The 24,772-nt window shown below is 56.0% G+C and carries 21 protein-coding genes; 5 read left to right on the plus strand and 16 right to left on the minus strand.

Annotated features, from left to right (window positions below):
- Positions 1-111: 111 nt before the first annotated feature.
- From recC to rppH, 9 genes are all read right to left on the minus strand, one after another.
- Positions 112-3,486: an exodeoxyribonuclease V subunit gamma gene (gene recC, locus RS584_RS18695; protein WP_315748441.1), complete on the minus strand. Its 3,375-nt coding sequence runs from the start codon at positions 3,484-3,486 to the stop codon at positions 112-114.
- A gap of 12 nt (positions 3,487-3,498) precedes the next feature.
- Complete coding sequence (locus RS584_RS18700) at positions 3,499-3,822, minus strand: prepilin-type N-terminal cleavage/methylation domain-containing protein (protein WP_023295356.1); 324 nt, start codon at positions 3,820-3,822, stop codon at positions 3,499-3,501.
- Positions 3,807-4,205, minus strand: a complete 399-nt coding sequence (locus RS584_RS18705) for a DUF2509 family protein (protein ID WP_033487600.1) — start codon at positions 4,203-4,205, stop codon at positions 3,807-3,809. The genes RS584_RS18700 and RS584_RS18705 overlap by 16 nt, the downstream gene beginning before the upstream one ends.
- Positions 4,202-4,762: a prepilin peptidase-dependent protein gene (locus RS584_RS18710; RefSeq protein ID WP_315748442.1), complete on the minus strand. Its 561-nt coding sequence runs from the start codon at positions 4,760-4,762 to the stop codon at positions 4,202-4,204. The genes RS584_RS18705 and RS584_RS18710 overlap by 4 nt, the downstream gene beginning before the upstream one ends.
- Positions 4,753-5,217, minus strand: a complete 465-nt coding sequence (locus RS584_RS18715; protein WP_315748443.1) for a prepilin peptidase-dependent protein — start codon at positions 5,215-5,217, stop codon at positions 4,753-4,755. Before RS584_RS18715 ends, RS584_RS18710 begins: the two co-directional genes overlap by 10 nt.
- Before the next feature lie 184 nt (positions 5,218-5,401).
- Complete coding sequence (gene thyA / locus RS584_RS18720) at positions 5,402-6,196, minus strand: thymidylate synthase (protein WP_015571751.1); 795 nt, start codon at positions 6,194-6,196, stop codon at positions 5,402-5,404.
- 6 nt (positions 6,197-6,202) lie between these two features.
- Positions 6,203-7,078: a prolipoprotein diacylglyceryl transferase gene (gene lgt, locus RS584_RS18725; RefSeq protein ID WP_003862787.1), complete on the minus strand. Its 876-nt coding sequence runs from the start codon at positions 7,076-7,078 to the stop codon at positions 6,203-6,205.
- A 228-nt stretch (positions 7,079-7,306) separates the two neighbouring features.
- Positions 7,307-9,553, minus strand: a complete 2,247-nt coding sequence (gene ptsP, locus RS584_RS18730; RefSeq protein ID WP_015571752.1) for a phosphoenolpyruvate--protein phosphotransferase — start codon at positions 9,551-9,553, stop codon at positions 7,307-7,309.
- A gap of 12 nt (positions 9,554-9,565) precedes the next feature.
- Positions 9,566-10,096 (minus strand): RNA pyrophosphohydrolase, encoded by a 531-nt coding sequence (rppH, locus tag RS584_RS18735; protein ID WP_003862791.1) that lies wholly within the window; start codon positions 10,094-10,096, stop codon positions 9,566-9,568.
- Between the two features lie 683 nt (positions 10,097-10,779).
- Here rppH and mutH point away from each other — a divergent pair.
- From mutH to RS584_RS18750, 3 genes are all read left to right on the plus strand, one after another.
- A complete protein-coding gene (gene mutH / locus RS584_RS18740; protein ID WP_315748444.1) occupies positions 10,780-11,472 on the plus strand; it encodes a DNA mismatch repair endonuclease MutH in 693 nt (230 codons plus the stop codon).
- A gap of 128 nt (positions 11,473-11,600) precedes the next feature.
- Complete coding sequence (locus RS584_RS18745) at positions 11,601-11,819, plus strand: YgdI/YgdR family lipoprotein (protein WP_003862794.1); 219 nt, start codon at positions 11,601-11,603, stop codon at positions 11,817-11,819.
- 132 nt (positions 11,820-11,951) lie between these two features.
- Complete coding sequence (locus RS584_RS18750; RefSeq protein WP_015571754.1) at positions 11,952-12,992, plus strand: NADP(H)-dependent aldo-keto reductase; 1,041 nt, start codon at positions 11,952-11,954, stop codon at positions 12,990-12,992.
- Positions 12,993-13,085: 93 nt separating this feature from the next.
- Here the strand turns inward: RS584_RS18750 and lplT are convergent, their stop codons facing one another.
- Entirely contained in the window at positions 13,086-14,279 is a 1,194-nt protein-coding gene (gene lplT, locus RS584_RS18755; protein ID WP_315748445.1) for a lysophospholipid transporter LplT, read from the minus strand.
- Positions 14,272-16,431, minus strand: a complete 2,160-nt coding sequence (gene aas / locus RS584_RS18760) for a bifunctional acyl-ACP--phospholipid O-acyltransferase/long-chain-fatty-acid--ACP ligase (protein ID WP_032102920.1) — start codon at positions 16,429-16,431, stop codon at positions 14,272-14,274. The genes lplT and aas overlap by 8 nt, the downstream gene beginning before the upstream one ends.
- Positions 16,432-17,047: 616 nt before the next feature.
- Here aas and galR point away from each other — a divergent pair.
- Entirely contained in the window at positions 17,048-18,070 is a 1,023-nt protein-coding gene (gene galR, locus RS584_RS18765; RefSeq protein WP_003862806.1) for an HTH-type transcriptional regulator GalR, read from the plus strand.
- Here the strand turns inward: galR and RS584_RS18770 are convergent.
- The 4 genes from RS584_RS18770 to RS584_RS18785 all read right to left on the minus strand — a co-directional run bounded on the left by RS584_RS18770 (position 18,025) and on the right by RS584_RS18785 (position 22,110).
- Positions 18,025-18,501 carry a GNAT family N-acetyltransferase gene (locus tag RS584_RS18770; RefSeq protein ID WP_315748446.1) on the minus strand — a complete coding sequence of 159 codons (477 nt, stop codon included), beginning with the start codon at positions 18,499-18,501 and terminating at the stop codon, positions 18,025-18,027. The genes galR and RS584_RS18770 overlap by 46 nt on opposite strands.
- On the minus strand, positions 18,498-19,271 hold the full coding sequence (locus RS584_RS18775) for a GntR family transcriptional regulator (RefSeq protein ID WP_003862809.1): 774 nt from the start codon (positions 19,269-19,271) through the stop codon (positions 18,498-18,500). Before RS584_RS18775 ends, RS584_RS18770 begins: the two co-directional genes overlap by 4 nt.
- Before the next feature lie 78 nt (positions 19,272-19,349).
- The gene (locus RS584_RS18780; protein ID WP_315748447.1) at positions 19,350-20,777 is read right to left on the minus strand and encodes a glycoside hydrolase family 1 protein; all 1,428 of its coding nucleotides are present in this window, start codon (positions 20,775-20,777) and stop codon (positions 19,350-19,352) included.
- A 7-nt stretch (positions 20,778-20,784) separates the two neighbouring features.
- On the minus strand, positions 20,785-22,110 hold the full coding sequence (locus RS584_RS18785; RefSeq protein WP_032649375.1) for a PTS sugar transporter subunit IIC: 1,326 nt from the start codon (positions 22,108-22,110) through the stop codon (positions 20,785-20,787).
- A gap of 299 nt (positions 22,111-22,409) precedes the next feature.
- Between RS584_RS18785 and RS584_RS18790 the strand changes: the two genes are divergently transcribed.
- On the plus strand, positions 22,410-23,447 hold the full coding sequence (locus RS584_RS18790) for a LacI family DNA-binding transcriptional regulator (RefSeq protein WP_003862814.1): 1,038 nt from the start codon (positions 22,410-22,412) through the stop codon (positions 23,445-23,447).
- Here RS584_RS18790 and lysA read toward each other — a convergent pair.
- Positions 23,417-24,679 (minus strand): diaminopimelate decarboxylase, encoded by a 1,263-nt coding sequence (lysA, locus tag RS584_RS18795; RefSeq protein ID WP_315748448.1) that lies wholly within the window; start codon positions 24,677-24,679, stop codon positions 23,417-23,419. The genes RS584_RS18790 and lysA overlap by 31 nt on opposite strands.
- Positions 24,680-24,772 lie beyond the last annotated feature (93 nt).

The following is a 24,772-nucleotide window of genomic DNA, read 5'->3' on the forward strand; positions in this document are numbered from 1 at the left end:
TAACAACGTGCGTGCTGGACACGCCAGCATCTCTTTCTTTGGGTACATCAGTCCGTGATAAGTGGTGCATCATAAATGAACACCTCATACTGCGCAATTTTTATACAGCACTCAGGACTGATTAAATTTGAACAACGGTAACAGGTAGCGTTGCGCCTCCTGGGTGATAATGTCGAAATATTCTGGCTCCAGCGTTCGCCATAAACGTTGATACCAGACATCGTCACCTTCGCCACGTACCATCATGTTCCCTTCGTAGGCCTGCAAAAACTTGCTGCGCGCTTTCTGGAGCGAAGCCTCATCCGTTAACATGGCATCATTCTGCGCGTCGTAACAGGCTTTTATCCACGCCCCCCCACTTTCAGGCAGCAAAAGCAGAGGTTTGTTCATGCCCTGACGGTAACCTTCAATATAAAGCGACAGATACGTCAACGCCTGCTCAGGCTCCATCGGCGGGAAACGCCATTCGCCGTCCTTACGTACAAACAACCGGCTTTCACCTTCGTGACCACTCGCACTGTAGACAAGATGTTCGAGCCAGAGTTGCAGGCCATGTGAAACGCTGAGCATGGATGGCCGCCAGCGCAGCAGCCCGTCAGACTGCACGTGCGTGAGCCAGCCGCTGAGGTGCATACCGTTACAATCGAGATCGATTTCAATGCTGCTCGCCGGCTGCCGACACGCGATAACGCGGTCAGCAAGCGCTCGCATCTCCTCGCACTGGGCATCCCAGACGATTTCGCCGAATGCACCATACGGAAGTAATCCCGACGCCCTGTAACGTCGGAACAGTTTACTGGCGTCTTCTTCGTCAACCAGCGCATTCAGAAGCTGGGAATTAAGCTTAAAACGCTCCAGCCCATCAAGAATAAACGGTTCCGCATCGGGGATTTCGCTCTCTTCAGAGCGGAAATTCACCTGCAAGCGTTGCTGGAAAAAAGCCCGGACCGGGTGCGCCCAAAAACGCTGTAGCTGCTCAAACGAGAGGGTATCTATGACGCGCGGCTCGAGCGTCTGAATAAAATCGGTTTGCGGCGTCCCCGCTTTCTTCGCGGCGGGAAGCCACTCGCGGGCGTAGCTTTGCAGTTCATCAGGAACGTAATTGACAGGATCAAACGGCATACGGCTATGGTGACAGGTGATATGCGCTATCACCCGACGTTCGCTTTCGTCGCAGTTGCAGGCTTCATCGCCCGGCAGATAGTGACTCTGTCCGATGTAATCCACCAGCTCCTGCACCAGCACAGACGGGAAACGCTCGCTGTTGTCCTGAATTGAACGACCGATATAGCTGATATACAGCCTGCTTTGCGCAGACATCAGCGCCTCAAGAAAGAGATAACGGTCATCATCGCGGCGGCTGCGGTCGCCCCGCTTCGGTTGTGCGCTCATGAGATCAAAACCCAGAGGTGGAAGCGCACGCGGATAAATACCGTCGTTCATGCCAAGCAGACAGACCACTTTGAACGGGATTGAACGCATTGGCATCAGGGTACAAATATTCACCGGCCCCGCAAGGAAGCGCTGGCTGATGCGCTCCTGATCGAGACGTTGCGTCAGCTCATCACGCAGAAGCGAAAGGGGAACGGCCTCGTGATAGTGCGAATCAACCCCCTCATCAACGATGGCCTGCCACTGCTTCTCAATAAGCGCCATAGCGGCTTCAGTTTCGCTATCCGGCAGGAAGAAATCATTCAGCATTTCACGGCAAACTGGCAGCCACTCTTCGAGCGGGCGGGGCTGCATCAACGCACGGCGCCAGCGGTTGAGCTGCATCAGCAACGAGGCTAAGTGACCAACCAGTTCTGCGATTAACCCACTGGACTCATCGTACGGCAGCACGTCATTCCATTCGCCGTGGATGCTCTCCATCGCATACCCCAGCAGCATACGCGTCAGGCCAAACTGCCAGGTATGCTGCCCGGTTGCAGGCAGTTCGAACTCCTGGACGTTATCATCGTCGATACCCCAGCGGACACCAGATTCGTTGACCCACTGGCGCAGATAGCGCAACCCCTCTTCGTTAATGTTGAAACGTGCGGCCAGAACAGGCACATCCAGCAGTGCCAGCACATCCTCAGAGATAAACCGGCTATCAGGCAGCGAAAGCAGGCTGATAAAGGCCTGTAGCGCCGGGTGTGACTGACGAGCGCGACGGTCAGAGATTGCGTAGGGCAGATAGCGGTCGCCCGTTGCGCTGCCAAATACCGCCTGAATAAACGGGCTGTAGCTGTCGATATCCGCCACCATCACCACGATATCGCGTGGTGTCAGGGTTGGATCGTCCTGTAACATGGCCAGCAGGCGGTCATGAAGAATTTCAACTTCACGCTGTGGGCTGTGGCAAACGTGGATCGCGATACTGCGATCGTCAGGATCCAGTTTTCGCTTCTTATCGCTTCGCGCAAACTCTTCGGCAGTGATCCCGGCAACGGCACGGTTTTCTAAATCCAGAATATCAAGCTGAATATTGTGCAGCAGGCTGTCCGGCGTAATATCCGCAAATGCATCCACATCCCCTTCTCCCGAAGAGGTGATATCTGAAAGCAGATAAATATAGTCGCGTCCGAGCTTGCCCCACGAGGCAAGCAGCGGGTTCGGCAGGTTCTGAATCCCCTCTTCATCAAAAAGCTGCGCCGCGTTTTCACTGTCTTTAAACAGCGGCACGGCGCGCTCTTCAAAGAGGCGTTTTCTCTGACGGGTAACCAGCCGTGAAAGCCAGCGCGGATCCTGAATATCCCCCCAATAGTGCCGACACGGGTTGGTAAAGAGGATATGGATATCAGTGTGCTTACCGAGCGCTTTTAGCGCGTTCAGGTAGACAGGCGGCAACGCGGAGATACCGCAAATGAACACGCGTGACGGCAAACGGGCTGGCCGTTCTGCGCTGTTCTCGAGTATTGAGATAAAGCGATCGTACAAGTTAGCACGGTGCCACTTAGGCTGACCGAGTTTTCCGGTATGCTCGACCAGCGCTTTCCAGAGCGGCGCCTGCCAGATTTGCGCTTCCGGTAACCCATCGACTAATTCTCCCGCTTCCCAGCGAATCAGCCATTCTGCACGGTAAACCAGATACTGGTCATAGAGGTCGGCAGTACGTGAGGCCAGCTGGAAAAGTTTACGCTTGTCGGTGTCGTCATTCAGATAGTGCCGCAGCATGGCAAACTCATCATGCGCCAGCATGTCCGGCAGCAGCGTCATCAGTTTCCAGGCCATACTTTGTTTGTTGAAGGCGCTCTGCTCAGGAATATCCGGCAGGACGCGAACAAACATCTCCCAGATAAAGCTCGCGGGCAGCGGAAAATCGATGTTGGCCGCAATGCCAAATTTCTGCGAAAGGGACATTTGCAGCCACTGCGCCATACCGGTGCTCTGCACCAGCACCATTTCTGGCTCAAACGGATCGTCAAGACGCTCTTGCTCAACGATATACTCCATCAGTGCTTCCAGCACATCCAGACGATTTGAGTGGTAAACCCTTAGCATAAACGCTCCCGACTAGCGGCTAACCGGGCAATGCAGACGCGTCAACGCGCCCTGCCGCCCCATAGGAGAAATAAGTGTGACCGTGATGCTGACACATCCGGACTGTGTTGTCTGCCCCCGACTGACCTGCCAGCCCGGCGGGAGCGTTAATGTTGAGATCTGCGACTGATTCCACGCATGATGCCATAGCTGACGATACTGGCTAAGCGCCGCATACCGGGCTGCCAGCGCGCGATGATAGCCGGATAACGCCATCACAACCACAACCAGCAACATCATTGCCAGCAAAACCTCAACCATGCTAAATCCTTTTTGTCTGCTCAGGGTAACTGACATAGCGTACTTTCCTTAAGGGGGCAGAAATCACTCCAGCCGTGGGCGGAAAAGCGTATCTGCCCCTCCGAGATGTCCCCGCCTCGCCATAGCAATAGATTGTCATTGCCGGCAATAAGCAACACACGCGCCCCAAACAGCCTTATACAGACCCGCAAACGTTGTGTCTGTTTGCACTGAACCTCTGGCTGTAAAACCCATTCCTGAACGCGCCCCCACTCCAGTGCAGATTGCACGGCAGCCTGCTGGCGAACAGACAAACTCTCGCCACTCACCAGCGTGCTAAAGGTTTGCAGCTGCTGATTTAATCCGGTGAGGATCAGCGTGCCGAGCACCAGCAACAGCAGGACCAGCGCCAGCGATGACATGCCCCGCTGACGATTCACAGATTAAACCCCGTTACGGTATGGCAAGCCGAAAAGGGTGCGGTCAGTTCACCTTTACGGCGGGCACGCAGCTCGATACTGATGACCGGCGCAAAGCCATCATGATCGGTTTTAGTGACCATAAATTGCTCTATCAGGACCCGATCCGGGTCGGTGAGCTTATCCCATCCCTTACCGTCACAGGATGTGGCGCCCCGTAGCGTTTCAAGCGATCCGGACTCAAGCCGGAATCCCGTACTGTCGTTTTCTGACGCGGTGCTATCCCACTGGCCGTTGCTGTTCGCATCCCATAGCACAATCGCACATCGTCCTTGCCTGCCGATGATCATCCCCTGCCCCTGGCAATGCCCTGCACAATATCCTGCCCTCTGAAACTGTTTACCGATCGCGAACAGACGTTGCCAGACCTCATCCTCCAGCTCCTGCTGTCCGGATTGCAGTAAAACACCCCGCTGTAGCCCCGGTAAAAAACGTGACGTGCTGAGTAACAGAATGCTGCTTATCGTCATCGCAATAAGCACTTCCAGCAGGGAAAACCCTTTTCGATTTACTGGCATGCACCTTCTCCTGCGGCATTACACAGCCTGATACGTCCGCCATTTGAGACAATAACCCACCACCCACCAGCGCGGCTCTGCACGCGGATATGTCCGGCCCATGCGGTATCCCTTAAACCGTAAAATCCCAGCGCAGGAGTTATGTCGCTTATCGTGACCTCGGGCCACATCGGCTTCATCACGAACGGTCCGCCGCTGTCACAACCGGTCACCGCTGAACTGGCCAGACACTCCTTTTCACCGTCGTTATGCAGCGCGATCCTGTGCTCGCTGTTGTGACGGTTGGCGTCATTGCGCAAAAACACCAGGTAATCCCGCACCTGGCAGGCGGTTTGCCAAAGCCGCTGCCGCTGCTGCCAGCGGTCCCAGCCATAGAGCCCTGTGGCGCTGAGGATCACTGTCAGCGAAACGGCGATAAGGGTTTCGATAAGCGTAAAGCCTTGTTCGTTTTTCATGGCAGGAGTGTGGTGGAATAGCAGAAACGGTGCGAGCGTCAAACCAGAACTTTACGAGCCGCTTTCCGGAGATTTTCACCCGTTGCAACGCGTTGCATCATCTCTGGAAACAGGCTCGAAAAACAAAACGGGCGTGAAAAAAAACCGGCGCTAAAGAGCACCGGTTGTGTCAGGATTTGCCGTATCAGATGGCGACAGGAGCTTTAATGCCGGGATGCGGGTCGTAACCCTCAATCTCGAAATCATCAAAACGGTAATCGAAGATCGATTCCGGTTTACGTTTGATCACCAGCTTCGGCAATGCACGCGGTTCGCGCGTCAGCTGGAGATGCGTCTGTTCCATATGATTGCTGTAGAGGTGGGTATCACCGCCCGTCCAGACAAAATCGCCCACTTCAAGATCGCACTGCTGCGCCATCATGTGCACCAACAGCGCGTAGCTGGCGATGTTAAACGGCAGGCCGAGGAATACGTCGCAGGAGCGTTGATAGAGCTGGCAGGAGAGCTTGCCGTCCGCCACGTAGAACTGGAAAAACGCGTGGCAAGGCGCGAGCGCCATTTTATCCAGTTCACCCACGTTCCAGGCAGAAACAATAATACGGCGCGAGTCCGGGTCATTTTTCAGCTGGTTCATGACGGTCGTGATCTGGTCAATATGGCGGCCGTCCGGGGTAGGCCACGCGCGCCATTGCTTGCCGTATACCGGGCCCAGGTCGCCGTTCTCATCTGCCCACTCGTCCCAGATGGAGACATTGTTTTCATGCAGATAAGCAACGTTGGTATCGCCTTGCAGGAACCAGAGCAGTTCATGAATGATCGAGCGCAGATGGCAGCGCTTCGTTGTCACCAGAGGAAAGCCTTCTTGCAGATTGAAGCGCATCTGGTGGCCAAAAATGGAGAGCGTACCGGTGCCGGTGCGGTCGTTTTTCGGCGTGCCCTCGTCGAGCACTTTTTTCATCAATTCAAGATACTGTTTCATGATTCCTCAGGAAAGTTGTTGCTGTGGACGACGACGATACGCCCAAATCATCATAATGGCACCCGCGACAATCATCGGGATGGAGAGGATCTGCCCCATGCTGATGTACTGTACCCATTCCCCGGTAAACTGCGCATCCGGCTGGCGGAAGAACTCGACGATGATACGAAACGCGCCGTAGCCAATCAGGAACAGACCAGAGACAGCCCCCATTGGGCGCGGTTTGCGGATATACAGATTCAGGATGATGAACAGCACCACGCCTTCCAGCGCCAGCTCATAGAGCTGTGACATATGGCGCGGCAGAACGCCGTAGGTATCGAAAATGGACTGCCACTCAGGATGCGAAGGCAGCAGCGCGATATCCTCCGCGCGGGAGCCCGGGAACAGCATGGTAAACGGCACGCTCGGATCGACACGCCCCCACAGTTCACCGTTGATGAAGTTGCCCAGACGCCCTGCGCCCAGCCCAAACGGGATTAACGGCGCAATAAAATCAGCCACCTGGAAGAAGTTCCGTTTGGTCCGTCTGGCGAAGATCACCATGACCAGGATCACACCAATCAACCCGCCGTGGAAAGACATGCCGCCGTCCCAGACGCGGAACAGATAGAGCGGGTCGTTCAGGAATACCGGGAAATTATAGAACAGGACATAACCGATGCGACCGCCCAGGAACACGCCGAGGAAGCCGGCATAAAGCAGGTTTTCCACTTCGTTCTTCGTCCAGCCGCTGCCCGGACGACTGGCGCGACGGCCAGCAAGCCACATGGCAAAGACGAAGCCCACCAGGTACATCAGACCGTACCAGTGCAGCGCTACAGGTCCTATTGAGAAAATAACCGGATCGAATTCCGGAAAATGCAGATAACCACTGTTCATCTGTCACCACAAGATGTTGTTATTCCGCTGAAAGTGGACAGCGGGTGAATTGCATTCCCGCCGTTGGCAGGTGCTCCAAAGTTGCGAATCATAGCATAAGGCAGGCGCGGAGGATGCGCCTGAGATGTAAAAGATGTGTATAGGGTTTCATGCGCGCTGTTCCCCCTCGCCCCATCCCTGTCCCTCAAGGGAGAGGGGGTCGTCGGAGCCGTCATTATTTTGTGGGGATCAGCGGCCGCCGCGGATCAAACCGCCCATGCCGCGTCGCTCCATAAACGCAGCCACCTGATGGCGCACTTCGGCTGCCAGCTGTGCTTCCAGGCTACGCGCGGCCAGTTCGCGCGCCTCATCTTGTTCGATGTGACGTAACAGGTATTTCACACGCGCAACGGAACGTCCGTTCATTGACAGGTGACGGAAACCGAGACCAATCAGGATCGCCACGCACATCGGATCGCCGGCCATTTCACCGCACAGGCGCAGGTCGATATTATGCTGCTCGGCTTCGCGGGCGATCATCGCCAGGGCACGAAGCATCGCCGGATGCAGGCTATCGTAGATGCTGGCAACGCGCGTATTGTTGCGATCGACCGCCAGAATGTATTGCGTTAAGTCGTTGGTGCCAACGGAGATAAAATCAACGCGGGTCGCCAGCTGCGGCAACATAAAGACCATCGAAGGCACTTCAAGCATCACGCCAATACGGGGTTTAGGGATCGCATAGCCGATCATCTCTTCCACTTCGCGCCCTGCACGTTCTATCAACCGCCGCGCTTCGTCGATCTCGTCAATACTGGTGACCATCGGCAGCAAAATGCTGAGATTCCCCGTGGCCGCGTTGGCACGCAGCATCGCACGAACCTGGATAAGGAAGATTTCCGGCTGATCGAGGGTTATGCGGATCCCACGCCAGCCGAGGCAGGGATTCTCTTCACTGATAGGCATATAGGGCAGTTGCTTATCCGCGCCGACGTCCAGGGTGCGCAACGTGACGGGTTTGTCGTTAAACATCTGCAACATGCCCTGATACTGCGCCACCTGCTCCTCTTCTGACGGGAAGCCGCTTTGCAGCATAAACGGTATTTCGGTGCGGTAGAGGCCGATGCCATCGATGCGGCTGCCGAGCTTCTCTTCATGCTCGGGGCTTAAGCCAGCATTGAGCATCACCTTCACCCGCTCACCGCTCTTGAGCTGCGCGGGCAGGTTGACGTCATCTTCCGCCAGCTTGCTTAATTCATTCTCTTCGCTGATAAGACGCTGGTACTCCTGAAGGAGAACCGGCTCAGGATCCACCAGCAACTCACCGCGATATCCGTCCACCACCAGCGTACGGCGATGCAGTACGGAGGGCTGAATATCCGCCCCCATCACGGTCGGAATACCGAGCGCGCGCACCATAATGGCGGCATGGGAGTTAGCTGCGCCATCGCGCACCACCACGCCCGCCAGCCTGTCCTGCGGTAATTCCGCCAGCGTCGTCGCCGAGAGTTCATCGGCCACCAGCACAAACCGGCTCGGCCAGGCATTCGCCCCCTGAATAGTATCATCAAGGTGGAACAGCAGACGTTGCCCAAGCGCGCGTAAATCGCCGGCGCGCTCTTTCAGATAACCGTCAGTCAGCACCGCAAACTGCTCGGCAAATTTTTCAATGACCTTTTTAACCGCCCACTCTGCCACCGAACCTTTATCGACCTCGGCAAATAACTCACGACGCAAACGCGCATCGGAAAGCAGGTGTGAGTAGAGATCGAAAATAGCCGCCGTCTCTTTTTGCGCGCCAGCGGCAAAGCGTTTGCTGTAGCGACGAAACTCATTCGCCGCTTCTTCCAGCGCAGCGGTAAGCCGTTCGCGCTCAAGCGCTTCATCCAGCGTAGAAGCTTCGTAGACCTGCTCCATCAGGGGGAGCGTGGCATCCATCCAGCCTTCGGCAATCGCGACGCCCGGCGAGGCCGGAAGCGCGCGGATGCGGGTATGACGATACTGCCCAAAAAGGGCTGCCAGCTGAGACTGGGAGAGGATCGCAGCCATCTGCGTTGCCAGCGTGACGAGGAAAGACTCCTCGCTTTCGTCGTACTGCCGCAACTCTCGTTGCTGGACAACAAGCACGCCAAGCAGTTGACGGCGCTGAATAATCGGCACGCCAAGGAAAGCGCGGAACCGCTCCTCTTTGACGGAAGGGATATATTTGAAGCTGGGGTGTTTTTGCGCGTCGGCAAGGTTGATTGGCTCCGCCAGTCGCCCGACCAGGCCAACAATACCTTCATCAAACGCGAGCGTGACGGTGCGTCCCCGTGGTTTTTTTAAACCGCGGGTTGCCATCAGGTAGTAGCAACGTCGGTCATGGTCGGCCAGGTAGACCGAACAGACCTCGGTTTCCATCGCAAGACAGATGTCCGTCACCAGAATATTCAGCGCCTCGTTGAGGCGAGGCGCACTGGCAACCTTTTCAACTATTTCTCGCAAGCGGGTGAGCATGATTTGCGTAGCTTAACCTCTTTTACGTCGCCAGGCAGGTGCGCTCTGTGGCTTCGGAGGCGTCTCCTGAAGCTGCATCACGACACTTGCGAACTCTTTCATCACCCTACGATATACATCGCGCTTAAATGACACGACCTGACGAACCGGATACCAGTAGCTTACCCAGCGCCAGCCATCAAACTCTGGCGTGCTGCTGGTTTGCATATTGATATCTGAATCGTTGCCCACCAACTGCAAAAGAAACCACTTCTGTTTCTGGCCGATACAAACCGGCTTTGTGTCCCAACGCACCAAACGTTTCGGTAACTTGTAACGCAACCAGTTGCGGGTCGAAGCCAGGATGCGAACATCTTTTCGGCTTAAACCAACCTCTTCAAACAGCTCCCGGTACATCGCTTGTTCTGGGGACTCTCCGGGATTGATCCCGCCTTGCGGGAACTGCCAGGAGTGCTGACCATATCGCCGGGCCCACATCACCTGGCCCTGACGATTACAAATTACTATTCCTACGTTTGGGCGGTAGCCATCGTCATCAATCACCGGACTACCCCAAACTAAATCTGATATATGAATGATTGTTTCACACTACAGGGAGGCGGTAAACCACTCTCTTACAGGCCTGCAACCTAATAACATTTGAATAACTCACAATTTAGGGAGGAGTTATAAACAGATACGGGCAACAGAGACCGTTTTTATTCACCTTTTCTGTGGATATAGTTGTGAAGAAGTGCGGAATTACCGATGAACAACCTTGTAACCCGACGAGTCGCCAAGTTACCCCGCTTAGAATAAATCATTTAAATTCATATGATTATATTGAAATTAAGGGTATCCAGGGCGATAAACGTGACGATCGTCACATCAAAGATCCTCCTGCTGATGAAAGATCGAACAGCGTCGGTTTTATCCACAGTTTGTGCCAATAAGTTAGGCACAATTTGTGTGAAAATTCGATTTTCATCGCACGTCAAGGCTGTAAATTGAAACAGTAGTGGCAGTTATTCCCAGTTATCCCATTTTTCTGTGGATAACATGGTGTAAGATCCTGTTTATTGTCAGTGACCAGAATTGCACAACCTGTTTTACAGCCGCCGCGCGACGGATTATATTCTAAAAAAGATGATATAAATCATCAACATGGAATAGGCACGCAGAAAAAGGTAAACTCTGTCCACAAGGGATAAAATATCAGCTCATTTTTTAATCAAAAGGTCGTTAGCATGCATTCTCTCGCCCCACTGCTCTCTCCTCCCGTCAGTGAAGCCCAGTTGCTCCAGCAGGCACAACGTCTGGCAGGCTATTCACTGGGCGAGCTGGCCGTGATGGCGGGGTTGACGATACCCAACGATCTGAAGCGTGATAAAGGCTGGATCGGCGTGTTGCTGGAGCGCTGGCTGGGCGCAAGCGCGGGCAGTAAACCCGAGCAAGATTTTGCGGCGCTGGGGGTGGAACTGAAGACGATCCCCATCGATAGCCAGGGGCGGCCGCTGGAAACCACCTTTGTCTGCGTTGCGCCGCTCACGGGTAACAGCGGAGTGACCTGGGAAACCAGCCATGTCAGGCATAAGCTGAAGCGGGTTTTGTGGGTACCCGTTGAGGGCGACAGGCAGATCCCGCTGGCTGAGCGTCGCGTTGGCGCCCCGCTGCTCTGGAGCCCGAATGATGAAGAGGAGAGACAGCTTTCCCAGGACTGGGAAGAGCTGATGGACATGATTGTGCTGGGACAGGTTGAGCGGATCACCGCCCGGCATGGCGAAGTGCTGCAACTTCGTCCCAAAGCCGCCAACAGCAAAGCGCTCACTGAAGCGGTAGGTGCGCAGGGCGAACCGATCCTGACGCTGCCGCGCGGTTTCTATCTTAAAAAGAATTTCACCGGGGCGCTGCTGGCACGCCACTTCCTGTTGAAAACATAGTTTTTTACCAATTTTGCGCTCCGGCTAACATATTCTCCTCCTTTTTAAGATTTCCCCCCTTTCACCTGTCGTAATATCAGGTTATTACTACACTATGATTTGATACGAGCCAGGTGAGGATGAGAACGATGAAAAAATGGGCAGTAATTATCTCAGCAGTCGGTTTAGCGTTTGCGGTATCGGGTTGCAGCAGCGACTATGTCATGTCAACGAAAGATGGTCGTATGATCCTGACCGATGGCAAACCCGAAGTCGACGACGATACCGGTCTGGTGAGTTACCGCGATCGCGAAGGCAATCAAATGCAGATTAATCGCGACGAAGTCTCCCAGATCATCGAGCGTTAAACAGATAAAGGTCAGTAGCTTGCTGGCCTTTTTGATTTTTTCCTTCCCCTTTTGCCTTCCCTCTGCCATGTTTATATTCCTTTGTCGGGAGGTTCCTGACGCAGTCTGTATGTCAAAAAAAGGAAACCGGCTATGCATTATCACCGTATCCCCCACAGCGCTCTGGAGATCAGCCAACTGGGGTTGGGCACCATGACATTTGGTGAACAAAACAGCGAAGCCGATGCCCATGCACAACTCGATTACGCCGTCAGCCAGGGCATTAACCTGATTGACGTTGCGGAGATGTACCCCGTTCCTCCCCGCCCGGAAACACAAGGTCTTACTGAAACGTATGTCGGCAACTGGCTGGCGAAACGCGGCAATCGCGAAAAGCTGGTCATCGCCTCCAAAGTCAGCGGCCCTTCCCGTAATAACGATGCCGGGATCCGCCCTAACCAGATCCTCGATCGCAAGAATATCCGTGCCGCGCTGGATGCCAGCCTTAAGCGCCTGCAAACCGACTATCTCGATCTTTATCAGGTGCACTGGCCGCAGCGTCCGACGAACTGCTTCGGTAAGCTTGGCTACACCTGGAACGAAAGTGCTCCGGCCGTTACCCTGCTGGAAACGCTGGAAGCGCTCACGGAGTGCCAGCGGGCGGGTAAGATCCGCTACATCGGCGTTTCCAACGAGACGGCGTTTGGCGTGATGCGCTATCTGCATCTGGCTGATAAACACGACCTGCCGCGCATAGTGACCATTCAGAACCCGTACAGCCTGCTGAACCGCAGTTATGAAGTAGGTCTGGCGGAGGTGACGCAGTACGAAGAGGTGGAGCTGCTCGCCTACTCTTGCCTGGGCTTCGGTACCCTGACGGGCAAATACCTGAACGGCGCGAAACCGGCTGGCGCGCGTAACACCCTTTTCAGCCGCTTCACCCGCTATAGCGGCGAGCAGACGCAAAAAGCCGTTGCGGCCTACGTGGATATCGCGAAACGCCACGGACTCGATCCGGCGCAGATGGCGCTGGCCTTCGTGCGTCGTCAGCCGTTTGTGGCGAGTACCCTGCTCGGCGCAACGACGATGGATCAGTTGAAAACCAATATTGAGAGTTTCCATCTGAACCTGAGTGAAGAGGTATTAGCGGAGATTGAAGCGGTGCATCAGGTTTATACCTACCCGGCACCGTAATAAAAGCAAAACGGCAACGTGCGTTGCCGTTTTTAGGGTTTTCACCCTCTCCCCGTGGGAGAGGGCCGGGGTGAGGGCATCAGGCCGCACAATTCAACGACGACGCTGCCAGACCCACAGCCCGCTAATCGCCAGCGCGAACAGCGCGCCGAATCCCACCCCGATTGCCACGACCGGCGCACCTGCTTTTACCGCCAGCGAGTAAATCCCCAGCATCAGTAACATCGCCATGTTTTCACCAAGATTTTGCACCGCAATGGCGTTACCCGCCCCAACGGTCTGCTTGCCGCGCTCCTGCAACAGCGCGTTTAGCGGCACCACAAAGAAACCGCCTAACATGCCGATCAGCAACAGCAGGGCATAGGCAGGCAATATGGCATATTGCAGGGAGAAGAACAGAACGCCGACGCCAATCAGGATCCCCGCAGGCATGCAGCGTGCGACGGTTTCCAGCGTCACCAGTTTTGCCGCAGCCCCGGCCCCGACAACAATCCCGACGGCGACCATTGCATTCAGGTAAGTCGGCGTGGCGTTGTCAGTAATACCCAGCGCCACCGGCACCCACAGCACCAGCAGGAAACGCAGCGTAACGCCGGCCCCCCAGAACATGCTGGTGCCCATCAGCGAGAAGCGTGTTTCACCGTTACGCCACAGTACGCGGCAGGCGTTGAAGAAGCTGCCGGTCATTGGCCCGAAGCGCCAGGATTGCCCCGGACGCGCCACGGCCAGTTTGGGGATAAACAGGTTGGCGATCACCGCGCCACCGTACATCAGGGCGCAGATGCCAAGCGCGGCGAGCACATGCCAGTCTGCCAGTACGCCACCCGCCACCGAACCCAGCAGAATAGCCGCAATGGTGGAGGACTCCATCAGGCCGTTGGCCTTCACCAGCTTATCACCGGTGGTGAGCTCACCCAGAATACCGTACTTCGCCGGGGAGTAGGCTGCCGCACCAATGCCCACCAGCGTGTAGCCGACAAACGGGTTGATACCAAAGCAGATACTTGCCGCGCCCAGAAGCTTAAGGCTGTTGGCAAACATCATGACCCGACCTTTCGGGAAGCTGTCCGCCACCTGGCCGACAAACGGCGCAAATACGATGTAAGCACCCACAAACACCATCTGTAGGATCGGCTGGCTCCAGTCGGGATAAAACTCAGCTTTCAGCAATGCCAGCGTGGCAAACAGCAACGCGTTATCGCCGAACGCGGAAAGAAACTGGGCGGCGATAACCGCCATCATGCCTTTCGACCAGATTGAAGTGTTAGTGTGCACTGACTCACGCATTTTGCTGTTCTGCCTCTTCAACCATGCCCTTCAGGGTCACGAAATCGGGTTTACCGCTGCCCAGCACCGGTAACTGTTTGAGGTAACGAATATCGCGGGGGACCGCCAGCTCAGGGATACCGTGTTCGCGTGCATACCTGAGCAGCGCGTCACGCTTCAGTTCACCGTCTGTCGTGAAGAGCACCAGCGCCTCGCCTTTACTGGCATCACTTTTCACCACGGTCGCATGCATTTTCTCCGCCGAGACGGCGGTCGCCAGCGTTTCGACCATTTCAAGAGAGACCATTTCCCCGGCGATTTTGGCGAAGCGTTTTGCACGTCCCTGGATCTGCACGAAGCCCTGATCGTCGAAGCGCACGATATCGCCCGTGTCGTACCAGCCCGTTTCAACCTCGCCATTGACGTTCTCGGCCGTCGGCGCCTCAAGCACGCCCGGGTTTTCCACACGCAGATAGCCGTTCATGACGTTCGGCCCTTTCAGCTGAAGACGTCCGCCGTCTTCAATACCCGGCACCGCCAGCAGACGTGCGTCCAGCCCCGGCAGAATGCGGCCAACCGTTCCCGGTTTTGCCGCCATCGGAACGTTGATGGAGACCACCGGCGCGCACTCCGTCACGCCATAGCCTTCCAGAATGCGCAGGCCAAACTTGTCCTGCCAGATCTGGCGCGTGCTGTCCTGGAGTTTTTCCGCGCCCGCCACCACGTAGCGTACGCGGAAGAAATCATACGGGTTGGCGAAGCGCGCGTAGTTACCGAGGAAGGTGGACGTCCCGAACAGCACCGTGCAGTTACGGTCATAAACCAGTTCCGGCACAATGCGGTAGTGCAGCGGGCTTGGGTAGAGGAACACCTCGGCACCGGTCAGCAGCGGCGTAAAGAGACCCACGGTCAGACCAAATGAGTGGAACAGCGGCAGCGCTGACATAAAGCGATCGTTGGCGGTAAAGTCAGCAATAGTTTTAATCTGTTCGACGTTCGCCAGAATGCTTTTGTGGCTGTGAACCACACCTTTCGGGTTACCTTCAGAGCCAGAGGTAAAGAGGATAATGGCATCATCCTCCGGCTGCTGCTTAACCTGCGCCAGACGCGGCATCAACAGGTGCGCGAAAATCCACAGCTTGTCGGCGGTCGTGACGTCTGCTTTCAGATCTTCCAGGAACACCCAGCGCACCTGCGTCAGCTGTTCCGGCAGGTGCCACAGCTTGCCTTTATCCAGGAACTGGCGGGAGGTAAAGATGGTGTTGATTTGTGCTGCGGTAATCGCGCTGGAGAGCCCTTTCACGCCCGCCGTGTAGTTCATCATCGCCGGAATGCGGCCCCGGGAGACGGCACCAAAGATTACCGCCGCGCTGATACCCGCGTTTGGCAGCATCAGGCCGATCTTTTCGCCCTGTTTGCTGTACTTTTCCAGAATACGCCCGACAAACAGCGTTTTGGTCAACAGCTTACGGTAGGTATCCGGCGTAAAATTGATGTCTTCGATGCAGTTTTTCTTCGCACCGTAGCGATACTGCGCCGACAGCAACGATTCATACAGCGTTTCGCGCGGGCGAACGGCCATGCGCGCTTCCATCATAATCTGGTGCAGCATTTCCCCGGCGATTTTTCGGCGGTCGCGCGCACGCGGCGCCTCGGGCATCGGCAGTGACGTCGGCGGTAATATATGCAGCGTAATTTTCGGGAACAGACGCTGCTTCACCAGCCCTTTCAGACGGCTGAAAAAGGTCAGCTCAGCCCCGTCGATGCGTAGCGGCACGACGGTGGCCTGAGACTTCGCCGCGACAAAACCGGCCCCGTCGTAAATTTTCATCAGGGAGCCCGTCACTGAAATACGCCCTTCCGGGAAGATAACCACCGGGCGCCCCTGCCCAACCAGACGCACCAGATGCTTAATCATCATCGGTTTGGTTGGGTCGAGCGGGACAAAATCAATCAGCGGTTTGAGCCAGCGCATGTACCATTTTTCACTGATGGAGCTGTACACCGCGAAGACGGGCCGCACGGGCAAAAACAGCGCCAGCAATACGCCATCAAGAAAAGAGACGTGATTCGGTGTGATAAGCACACGCTCGCCATAGAGTGCCTGCGTATCGCCAGTCACGCGGATGCGAAACAGGACACGAAACAGTGTGCGGAAGAACCCAAAAAGCATTTCAACTCCCTTTGCCAGCCAGTGTGAAAGGTATAAATGGTGGCAGATTACACGAGAAGTAGTGAGGGAGCGATAGCAAAAACAGAGGCGAAAAAAAACCTGCGCATCCGCGCAGGTTGGTGCAAGAGAAGAGTACGAAAACGTACCAGGAATTCTCACCAATCAATACCTCTGGGATCTTGATTGTGGCCTCCGGCGACAGGCTTCGCCAGCGGGAAAACGCAAGGGAATGAGCCGAAGTGCAACCAAGTGTGAATATTCTCTTTTGCTGTTACAGGTTGAACTTACAGGCAAAAAAAACCTGCGTAAAACGCAGGTTGGTGTAAATCGTGTTAATCAACCGAAGTTGATTCCACCTATCAATACCTCTGGGATCTCGACTCTAGCAATTCACAACGCATCGTTGCTAACGGACAATCGCAACAGCCTGAGGCAAAGTGTAACTAAAGGTTCAGATTGACATTATTCAGACATGACTGGCCGTGTAACGATTACACCGCGAGGGATGTTCTGCTTCACGTTTGCAGTGGACGCTCACCCGCTCCCCTTGAATGCGCGCCGCTTTTCCGCAACACTAGTTAGTGTGTAAACGCTTACCCCTATAAGAAGGTATTGAATGGCGACAATTAAGGATGTGGCTCGTCTGGCCGGTGTTTCCGTCGCGACCGTCTCCCGCGTGATCAACAACTCCCCTAAAGCGAGTGATGCATCGCGCCAGGCCGTGCAGGACGCCATGGAAAACCTGAATTATCACCCTAACGCCAACGCGCGCGCCCTTGCCCAGCAGTCGACAGAAACCATCGGGCTGGTGGTCGGGGATGTATCCGATCCGTTTTTCGGTGCAATGGTCAAAGCCGTAGAACAAGTCTCTTATCACACCGGAAATTTCCTGCTGATTGGTAATGGCTACCACAATGAACAGAAAGAGCGCCAGGCCATTGAGCAGCTGATCCGTCATCGCTGTGCGGCGCTGGTGGTCCATGCAAAAATGATCCCCGACGCCGAGCTGATCCATCTGATGAAACAGATGCCGGGGATGGTGATTATCAACCGTATTATTCCCGGTTTTGAAACCCGCTGCGTGGCGCTCGACGACCGTTACGGCGCATGGCTCGCAACCCGTCATCTGATCCAGCAGGGCCATACCCGAATTGGTTATCTGTGCTCCAACCACCCAATTTCCGATGCGGAAGATCGCCTTCAGGGCTATTACGACGCGCTGCGCGAAGCCGGTCTGCCGTGCAACGATCGTCTTGTGGCGTACGGAGAACCGGATGAGAGTGGCGGCGAGCAGGCGATGACGGAGCTGCTGGGCCGCGGGCGGAATTTCACCGCCGTGGCCAGCTATAACGACTCCATGGCCGCCGGCGCAATGGGCGTGCTGAATGATAACGGGATTGACGTCCCGGCAGAAATTTCGCTGATTGGCTTTGATGATGTGCTGGTGTCGCGCTACGTGCGCCCTCGCCTGACCACCGTGCGCTACCCGATTGTGACCATGGCAACGCAGGCGGCAGAACTGGCGTTAGCGCTGGCCGAGCATCGCCCGCCACCGGAAATTACCCACCTGTTCAGCCCAACCTTAGTGCGCCGTCACTCGGTGGTATCGCCCGCGGAAGCCGTGAGCGAACAGCGATAGAGATGGACGGTTTTATCCGGGTATTCCAGCGCATCGCCGATGTAGTGCCAGCCGTAACGTTCGTAGAAGTCGCGGCAGGCAGACCAGAGATGAAGCTCGTGATACCCGGCGCGTCGCGCGTAGCCGATAACATGCTGCTGAAGTTTTCCCGCCAGCCCGTTTCCCCGGGCGGCTTCATCGACATACAGCGCAGCCAGCCAGGGGTGGAGATCCTGCCGGGAAATTAAATCGCAACGCCACAACCCAACGGTGCCCAGCAGCTGGTCATCCTCAACGGCAATAAAGGTGAGCGGTAACTCGCCCGGCGTCAGGCTGTGCTCAACAATGCTCTGGAAAAAGGCTCGCGGCATACCTTCACCAAACGCGTTCCAGATCCAGTCGATCACCCGCGGTGTAAACTGCGGCGCAGCGTAAAGCGGCAGTATATTCACACCAGCTTCCCCTGGAAAAGGGGGACCGATTCAAAGAGATAGCCGTCAAAATCGGGCGCGTCTTCGTCTGACAGCTCAAGCAGGCTCTTTTTGACGTTTTCAAGATGCTGGAACATTGCCTGCCACGCCCCCATCACGTCGCGGCGGCGGAGCGCAGCGAGAATGGTTTGCCTGTCGCCGAGCCATTTCAGCCGCCAGGCGCGGCTGGCGATGTGGCCATTAAACTGCTGCCACAGCGGGCTGCTGTCCATGTGATGCCAGACGCTTTCAACGGTCGCCAGCAGCATCTGGTTTTGTGTGGCCCCCGCCAGCACCAGGTGAAACATTTTGTTGTTGTCCTGGCTGCGATCGTCGGCGGCAATCGCCCGTTGCTCCTGCTCGATGATGCGGCGCAGGTTGTCGATATCCGCCCGCGTCGCCATTTTTGCGGCAAAGGCGGCAATGTTGCTTTCAAGCAGCTGACGCGCCTGAAGAATTTCAAACGGACCCACGTCACTGTTCAGAAAACGCTCTTCCTCGTTTTCATGCTCCTCCGGAATGCGCATCACGTACACGCCAGACCCCTGGCGAATATCCACCGTCCCCTGTAGCTCAAGCATCAGCAGCGCCTCGCGCACGATAGTGCGGCTCACGCCATACGTCTCGGCGATGTTGCGCTCCGGCGGCAGACGCGATCCCACGGGATAATGCCCCTGGATAATCTGCGCCCGTAAATCCTCGCCAATCTCCTGGTACTGTTTTTTTTCCGGCAGGATGACAGCCTTATCCACGTTTTCACCTGTGTTTTTCAGTTAATGCGCGGGCCGGACGTCCTCCCGGCCAGTTTGTGCGCTATTTTACCAGAAGGCTTACTTCCATTCATCGTCAACGCTGAGGGTTAGCACGCGCTCGTCGCGCAGCTGGCGAAACCAGGATGCCGATTTCTTTGCCCGCCGTGCGCGATGGTTTTCAAGGTCGATCTCAATAAGCCCGTAGCGGTTTTTAAACGCGTTCATCGGGGAGACGTTGTCGGTGAAGGCCCACAGCATATAGCCGTGGCAGTTAGCCCCCGCCTCCCGCGCCAGCAGCGTGTAATAAAGATGTTCGCTGAGAAACGCAATGCGGTATGCGTCATCGATAATGCCGTCGCGATTGCGAAACTGCGCTTCGTTCTCCACGCCCATCCCGCTTTCCGCTACAAACCAGTCAATGTTGCGATAGTCGTTTTTAATCCGCATCGCCATGTCGTAAATAATGCGCGGGAAGATCTCCCAGCCGCGGGAGGTGTTCATCCTCCGCCCCGGCAGCTCGAACGGCTCGTAGTAGTACGCCGGGTGGAACGGCGTCTCCGGGTGCCAGGCGCGGGACGGGGCTTTGACGCGATGCGGGTAATAGAGGTTAATGCCCAGCTCGTCGACGGTGTTGTCGGCAATCAGCGCCAGCTCGTCAGCCGTGTAATCCCACTGCACCTGATGCTTCGCCAGTAGGGTAAAAAGCGCCTGCGGATAGCGCCCGTGCACCAGCGGGTCAAGAAAGACGCGGTTATAGAACAGATCGTACATCTCTGCCGCCCGCACGTCATGCGGCGCGCGCGAGCGCGGATAGGTCACTTCCGGGTTAAGAATACAGCCCACCGAGCCGTCATACCCTTTCTCGCGAAACAGCTTCACCACTTTCGCCGTCGCCAGCACCTTATGGTGGTTCCACTGCATCCAGGTGCTGGTGTTCTGCTCATAGGGCCAGCGCAGCGCGTCGAGGTAGACGCGCGTCTGGACCACAATCGGCTCGTTGAAGGTAAACCAGCGGGTGACTTTGCCGTGAAAGCGCTCAAACACCTTTTCCGCATAGCGAACGAACAGCTCGACGACGTGCTTCGACGCCCAGCCGCCGTAGGTCTCCAGCAGCACGCCCGGCAATTCGTAGTGTTCCAGGCAGATCATCGGCTCAATGCCCTGACGGTGCATTTCATCGAACAGCGCGTCGTAATAGGCGGCGTACTCTTCATCTACGGTGGCGTTTTCATAGTCGGTCAAAAAGCGCGACCAGTTGATCGAGGTGCGATAGTGCGTCAGTCCCGCCTGCTTCATCAGCGCCACGTCTTCGCGAAAGCGATTGATAAAGTCGGTTGCCACCGCCGGGCCGTAGCCGTTGTGCCAGACGTGACGATCGTTCTTGTACCAGAGATCGATCCACGAATCCTGCCCCGGCTTTTTGCCGCTCCAGCCCTCGGTCTGCCAGGCCGATGCCGCCGCGCCCAGCATAAAATCTGGCGGTATGGTTATCTGTTTTATGCTCATCCTGTCCTCATGCGTTATCGGTGGCTTGTTGCAGTGCGGCCTGATCTGCGCGGCGTGAGGCAATTTTCACAAACGGCAGATAGATAATCACCGCGGTCACGATGCAGATAAACTGGGTGATCACCGCCCCCATGGAGCCCGCGGTTGACAGCCAGGCGTTGATCAGCGGCGGCGTGGTCCAGGGCACCATCACCACGGCTTTCCCGGCAAATCCGGTCACGGTGGCAAAGTAGCCAATCGAGCCCGTCACCAGCGGCGTGATGATGAACGGGATAGCCAGGATCGGGTTGAGCATGACTGGCATCCCGAAGATCACCGGCTCGTTGATGTTAAAAATACCCGGGCCGATGGAGAGCTTAGCGATCTCCTTCATCTCTTTACGTTTGGTGGCAATCATGACGGCTATCAGCAGGCCGATGGTCAGGCCGGAGCCGCCGATGCTCATATAGACGTCCCAGAACGGCATGGTGATGATGTTTGGCACCTCTTTGCCCTGCTCGAACGCGCTCATGTTGACAGTGATCGCCCCCAGCAGCAGCGGCTCGCGGATCGGCTTGATCATCTGGTTGCCGTGAATACCAATCACCCAGAACAGCTGGGCGACAAACATCAGCAGCAGGATCCCCGGCAGGCTTTGCACCACGCGCTCCAGCGGCTGTTGCACCACCTGGTAAACCGCGTCGTAGAGATACATTCCGGTAACCCGATGAAACACGAAGCCAAAGGTGGCGATGGCGGTGGTGGTGATAATGGCCGGGATCAGCGCAGAGAACGACGCGGCGACGTTCGGCGGCACCGTGTCCGGCATCCTGATTTTCAGCCCCTTGCGGTTTTCCAGCCAGCAGTAAATCTCCACTGACAGGATGGCGATAAACATGCCGAGGAACAGGCTGCGGGTATCCGAGAACTGGCGCAGCAGCACGTCTTTCACCACGTGCATCTCGCCGTCCACCAGCATTTCCACCGTGGTCGGCGTCACGCAGATAAAGCAGATCACCGCCAGCAGGCCGGGGAACAGGGACTTAATGCCGTTAATACGCCCCAGCTCAATGCCGATTAAAAACACCGCGCCGATGTTGAGAAAGTTGAGCGTGGCATAGTTGAGCGCGCTGGTGATCGGCTTTAACGCCGCCAGAAACGACAGCGACTGAAAGCTCGCCAGGCCGTTTTTCGGATCCAGCACCATATTGGAGATCAGTACCGAGAACGCCCCCACAATGATGACCGGCATTAAGGTAATAAACGCAGACTTAATCGCCTGGATATAGCGATAGCTGTTGAAGGTGGTGGCAAAACTGCCCAGAGCGTCGATCAGTTTTTCCTGAAATGCCATAGGGTAATACCTCAGTAAAAGGGCTTTTATTGAATAAGATGGACAGCCGGATACTATTGGTATGCCAAAAATAGCGTCCACAGGCGCTTTGTTCTGTGATTAAGCTCTCAATGAGGTAAGAGGTATTCCAGATTGCGATTTATCACCATTTTGGCATGCCAATGACAGGCATTTATCCCGCGGGCGAGGATCGTTACCGAAAAGCGTGATCGTTATGGGGTTTTGCCCTTCCCACGTCGCTTATGCGCCGGATGGTCTGTGTTAAACTGCAAACCATTACGTGGAAACAGGAATTTCGAATGGCAACAATGCTGGATGTCTCACTGCGTGCGGGCGTGTCGAAGGCCACCGTTTCGCGCGTGCTGAACGGCACAGGTCAGGTTAAAGAGAGCACGCGTCAGCAGGTATTTCGCGCGATGGAGGAGCTGGGCTATCGTCCGAACTTTCTCGCGCGTTCGCTGGCTAACCAGACCAGCAACAGCATTGGTCTGGTCGTCTCGACGTTCGACGGTTTTTACTTTGGTCGTTTGCTACAGCAGGCGTCACGGCAGACCGAAAAGCACGGAAAACAGCTGATTGTTACCGACGGTCACGACGCCCCTGAGCAGGAAGAACAGGCGGTCCAGATGCTCGCCGATCGCAAGTGCGACGCCATCGTGCTGTATACGCGTTACATGAGCGAAAAGACGATCCTGAAGCTGATCAACAGCGTGCAGACGCCGCTGGTGATCATTAACCGTGAAGTGAGCCAGGCGGCGGATCGCTGCGTCTTCTTTGAACAGCAGGACGCAGCCTTCAAAGCGGTGGATTACCTGATAAGCCAGGGCCACCGGGAGATCGCCTGTATCACCGTCCCGATCCACACGCCAACGGGTAAAGCGCGACTGATGGGCTACCGTAAGGCGCTGGAGAAGCACGGTATTCGTCTCGACGAGCGGCGGATTAAATACGGCGATGCAGGCATGACGCGGGGTTACGAGCTGTGCAAGGAGCTGATTGCGGAAAAGACATCGTTCAGCGCCCTGTTTGCCTGTAACGATGATATGGCCCTGGGCGCCTCCAAAGCATTACACCAGGCCGGGCTGAAGATCCCGCAGGATATTTCGCTGTTTGGTTTTGACGATGCCCCCAGCGCAAAGTGGCTGGAGCCTGCCCTGTCGTCGGTGTATCTGCCGATCGACAACATGATCGTCACGGCGATCGACCAGGCGATCCGGCTGGCAAAAAACCAGCCGGTTGAAGCGATCCCGCCGTTCACCGGCACCCTGGTGTTACGCGATTCGGTGACAACAGGGCCCTGGTTTAATCAGACCAGCTCTAACGCCAGCAGCTCCTGAATGGTCTGGCGACGGCGAATCAGCCGCGCCACGCCGTTATCAAACAATACTTCCGGCAGCAGCGGGCGGCTATTGTAGTTGGAAGACATAGACGCCCCGTACGCACCGGTATCATGCAGCACCAGATAATCTCCCGGTTTTACCTCTGGCAGCGAACGGGTTTCGACTTTCCCGCCTTCCTGCTGAGTAAAGACGTCACCGGATTCACACAGCGGGCCGGCAACAACGGTCTCGATGCGCGGGGCGTTAACCAGATCGCGGCCATCGGCGGCAAGTGCGGTGATGTGATGATAGCTGCCGTACATGGACGGGCGCATCAGATCGTTGAAGCCAGCATCAATCAGCACAAAGTGACGGCTTCCCATCTCCTTCACGCTCCGCACCTGCGCCACCAGCACGCCGGCCTCGGCAACCAGGAAACGACCCGGCTCAATCTCCAGCTTCACCGCATGGCCCAGATGGGCGGAGATGCTGTCACGCGCGGCGCTCCACAGGCCGTAATAGTGATCCGTGTCGATCGCCTCTTCCCCTTCGCGGTAAGGAATCGAAAGCCCTCCCCCGGCGGAGATCGCCTCCAGATCCTGACCAAAATCGATAACCTGACGCACCATGGCGCCACAGACCTGCTCAAGATGGCCGTAATCCACGCCGGACCCGATATGCATGTGAATGCCCAGCAGCTTGAGGTTGTAGCGTTGTAAAACCTCCAGCGCCGCAGGCATATCGGCATACCAGATCCCGTGCTTGCTGTTTTCGCCCCCGGTGTTGGTTTTCTGACTGTGACCGTGACCAAAGCCCGGGTTGATGCGCAGCCAGACGCGATGGCCAGGAGAGACCTGCCCAAGCTGTTCCAGCATATCCACCGAACCGGCATTGACCGGGATTTGCAGCTCGTGCACGCGCGCCAGCGTGGCGTCGTCAATCAGGTCAGCGGTGAAGACGATCGCGTCGCTGTCGGCTTTCGGATCAAACCCGGCCGCCAGCGCACGTTCGATTTCACCCAGCGATACGGAGTCAACCTTCACGCCCTGCTCGCGCATCAGGCGCAGAATATGAATATTGGAGCAGGCCTTCTGCGCAAAACGCACCACGTCAAACTGATGCAGCGCGGCGATCTTCTCGCGGACAATCTGCGCATCGTAGACCCACACCGGGCAGCCGAATTCGGCAGGCAAGCGCAGCAGGTTATCGGCGTTTAAATCGGTCTCAGTCTGGTTGAGTGGGCGTGGCATGGTCGTCTCCGGAAATCTGTTTTTTATCATTACGCCATAGCCTGGAGAGAATAAAAAATATCGTTTTATCGTGAGTCTATGCAAAAATGATAT

Source organism: Enterobacter sp. DTU_2021_1002640_1_SI_PRY_ASU_LCPMC_013 (genome assembly GCF_032389435.1).
In the GTDB taxonomy this organism is placed as follows: Bacteria; Pseudomonadota; Gammaproteobacteria; order Enterobacterales; family Enterobacteriaceae; genus Enterobacter; species Enterobacter hormaechei_C.

Coding starts and splice junctions, on each gene's coding strand:
- mutH (WP_315748444.1), top strand. CDS start 10,780: ATGCATTCTCTCGCCCCACTGCTCTCTCCTCCCGTCAGTGAAGCCCAG.
- aas (WP_032102920.1), bottom strand. CDS start 16,431: ATGCTTTTTGGGTTCTTCCGCACACTGTTTCGTGTCCTGTTTCGCATC.
- RS584_RS18700 (WP_023295356.1), bottom strand. CDS start 3,822: ATGTCAGTTACCCTGAGCAGACAAAAAGGATTTAGCATGGTTGAGGTT.
- RS584_RS18750 (WP_015571754.1), top strand. CDS start 11,952: ATGCATTATCACCGTATCCCCCACAGCGCTCTGGAGATCAGCCAACTG.
- ptsP (WP_015571752.1), bottom strand. CDS start 9,553: ATGCTCACCCGCTTGCGAGAAATAGTTGAAAAGGTTGCCAGTGCGCCT.
- RS584_RS18780 (WP_315748447.1), bottom strand. CDS start 20,777: ATGAGCATAAAACAGATAACCATACCGCCAGATTTTATGCTGGGCGCG.
- lysA (WP_315748448.1), bottom strand. CDS start 24,679: ATGCCACGCCCACTCAACCAGACTGAGACCGATTTAAACGCCGATAAC.
- RS584_RS18715 (WP_315748443.1), bottom strand. CDS start 5,217: ATGAAAAACGAACAAGGCTTTACGCTTATCGAAACCCTTATCGCCGTT.
- RS584_RS18710 (WP_315748442.1), bottom strand. CDS start 4,762: ATGCCAGTAAATCGAAAAGGGTTTTCCCTGCTGGAAGTGCTTATTGCG.
- galR (WP_003862806.1), top strand. CDS start 17,048: ATGGCGACAATTAAGGATGTGGCTCGTCTGGCCGGTGTTTCCGTCGCG.
- RS584_RS18745 (WP_003862794.1), top strand. CDS start 11,601: ATGAAAAAATGGGCAGTAATTATCTCAGCAGTCGGTTTAGCGTTTGCG.
- thyA (WP_015571751.1), bottom strand. CDS start 6,196: ATGAAACAGTATCTTGAATTGATGAAAAAAGTGCTCGACGAGGGCACG.
- RS584_RS18785 (WP_032649375.1), bottom strand. CDS start 22,110: ATGGCATTTCAGGAAAAACTGATCGACGCTCTGGGCAGTTTTGCCACC.
- RS584_RS18790 (WP_003862814.1), top strand. CDS start 22,410: ATGGCAACAATGCTGGATGTCTCACTGCGTGCGGGCGTGTCGAAGGCC.
- lgt (WP_003862787.1), bottom strand. CDS start 7,078: ATGAACAGTGGTTATCTGCATTTTCCGGAATTCGATCCGGTTATTTTC.
- lplT (WP_315748445.1), bottom strand. CDS start 14,279: ATGCGTGAGTCAGTGCACACTAACACTTCAATCTGGTCGAAAGGCATG.
- recC (WP_315748441.1), bottom strand. CDS start 3,486: ATGCTAAGGGTTTACCACTCAAATCGTCTGGATGTGCTGGAAGCACTG.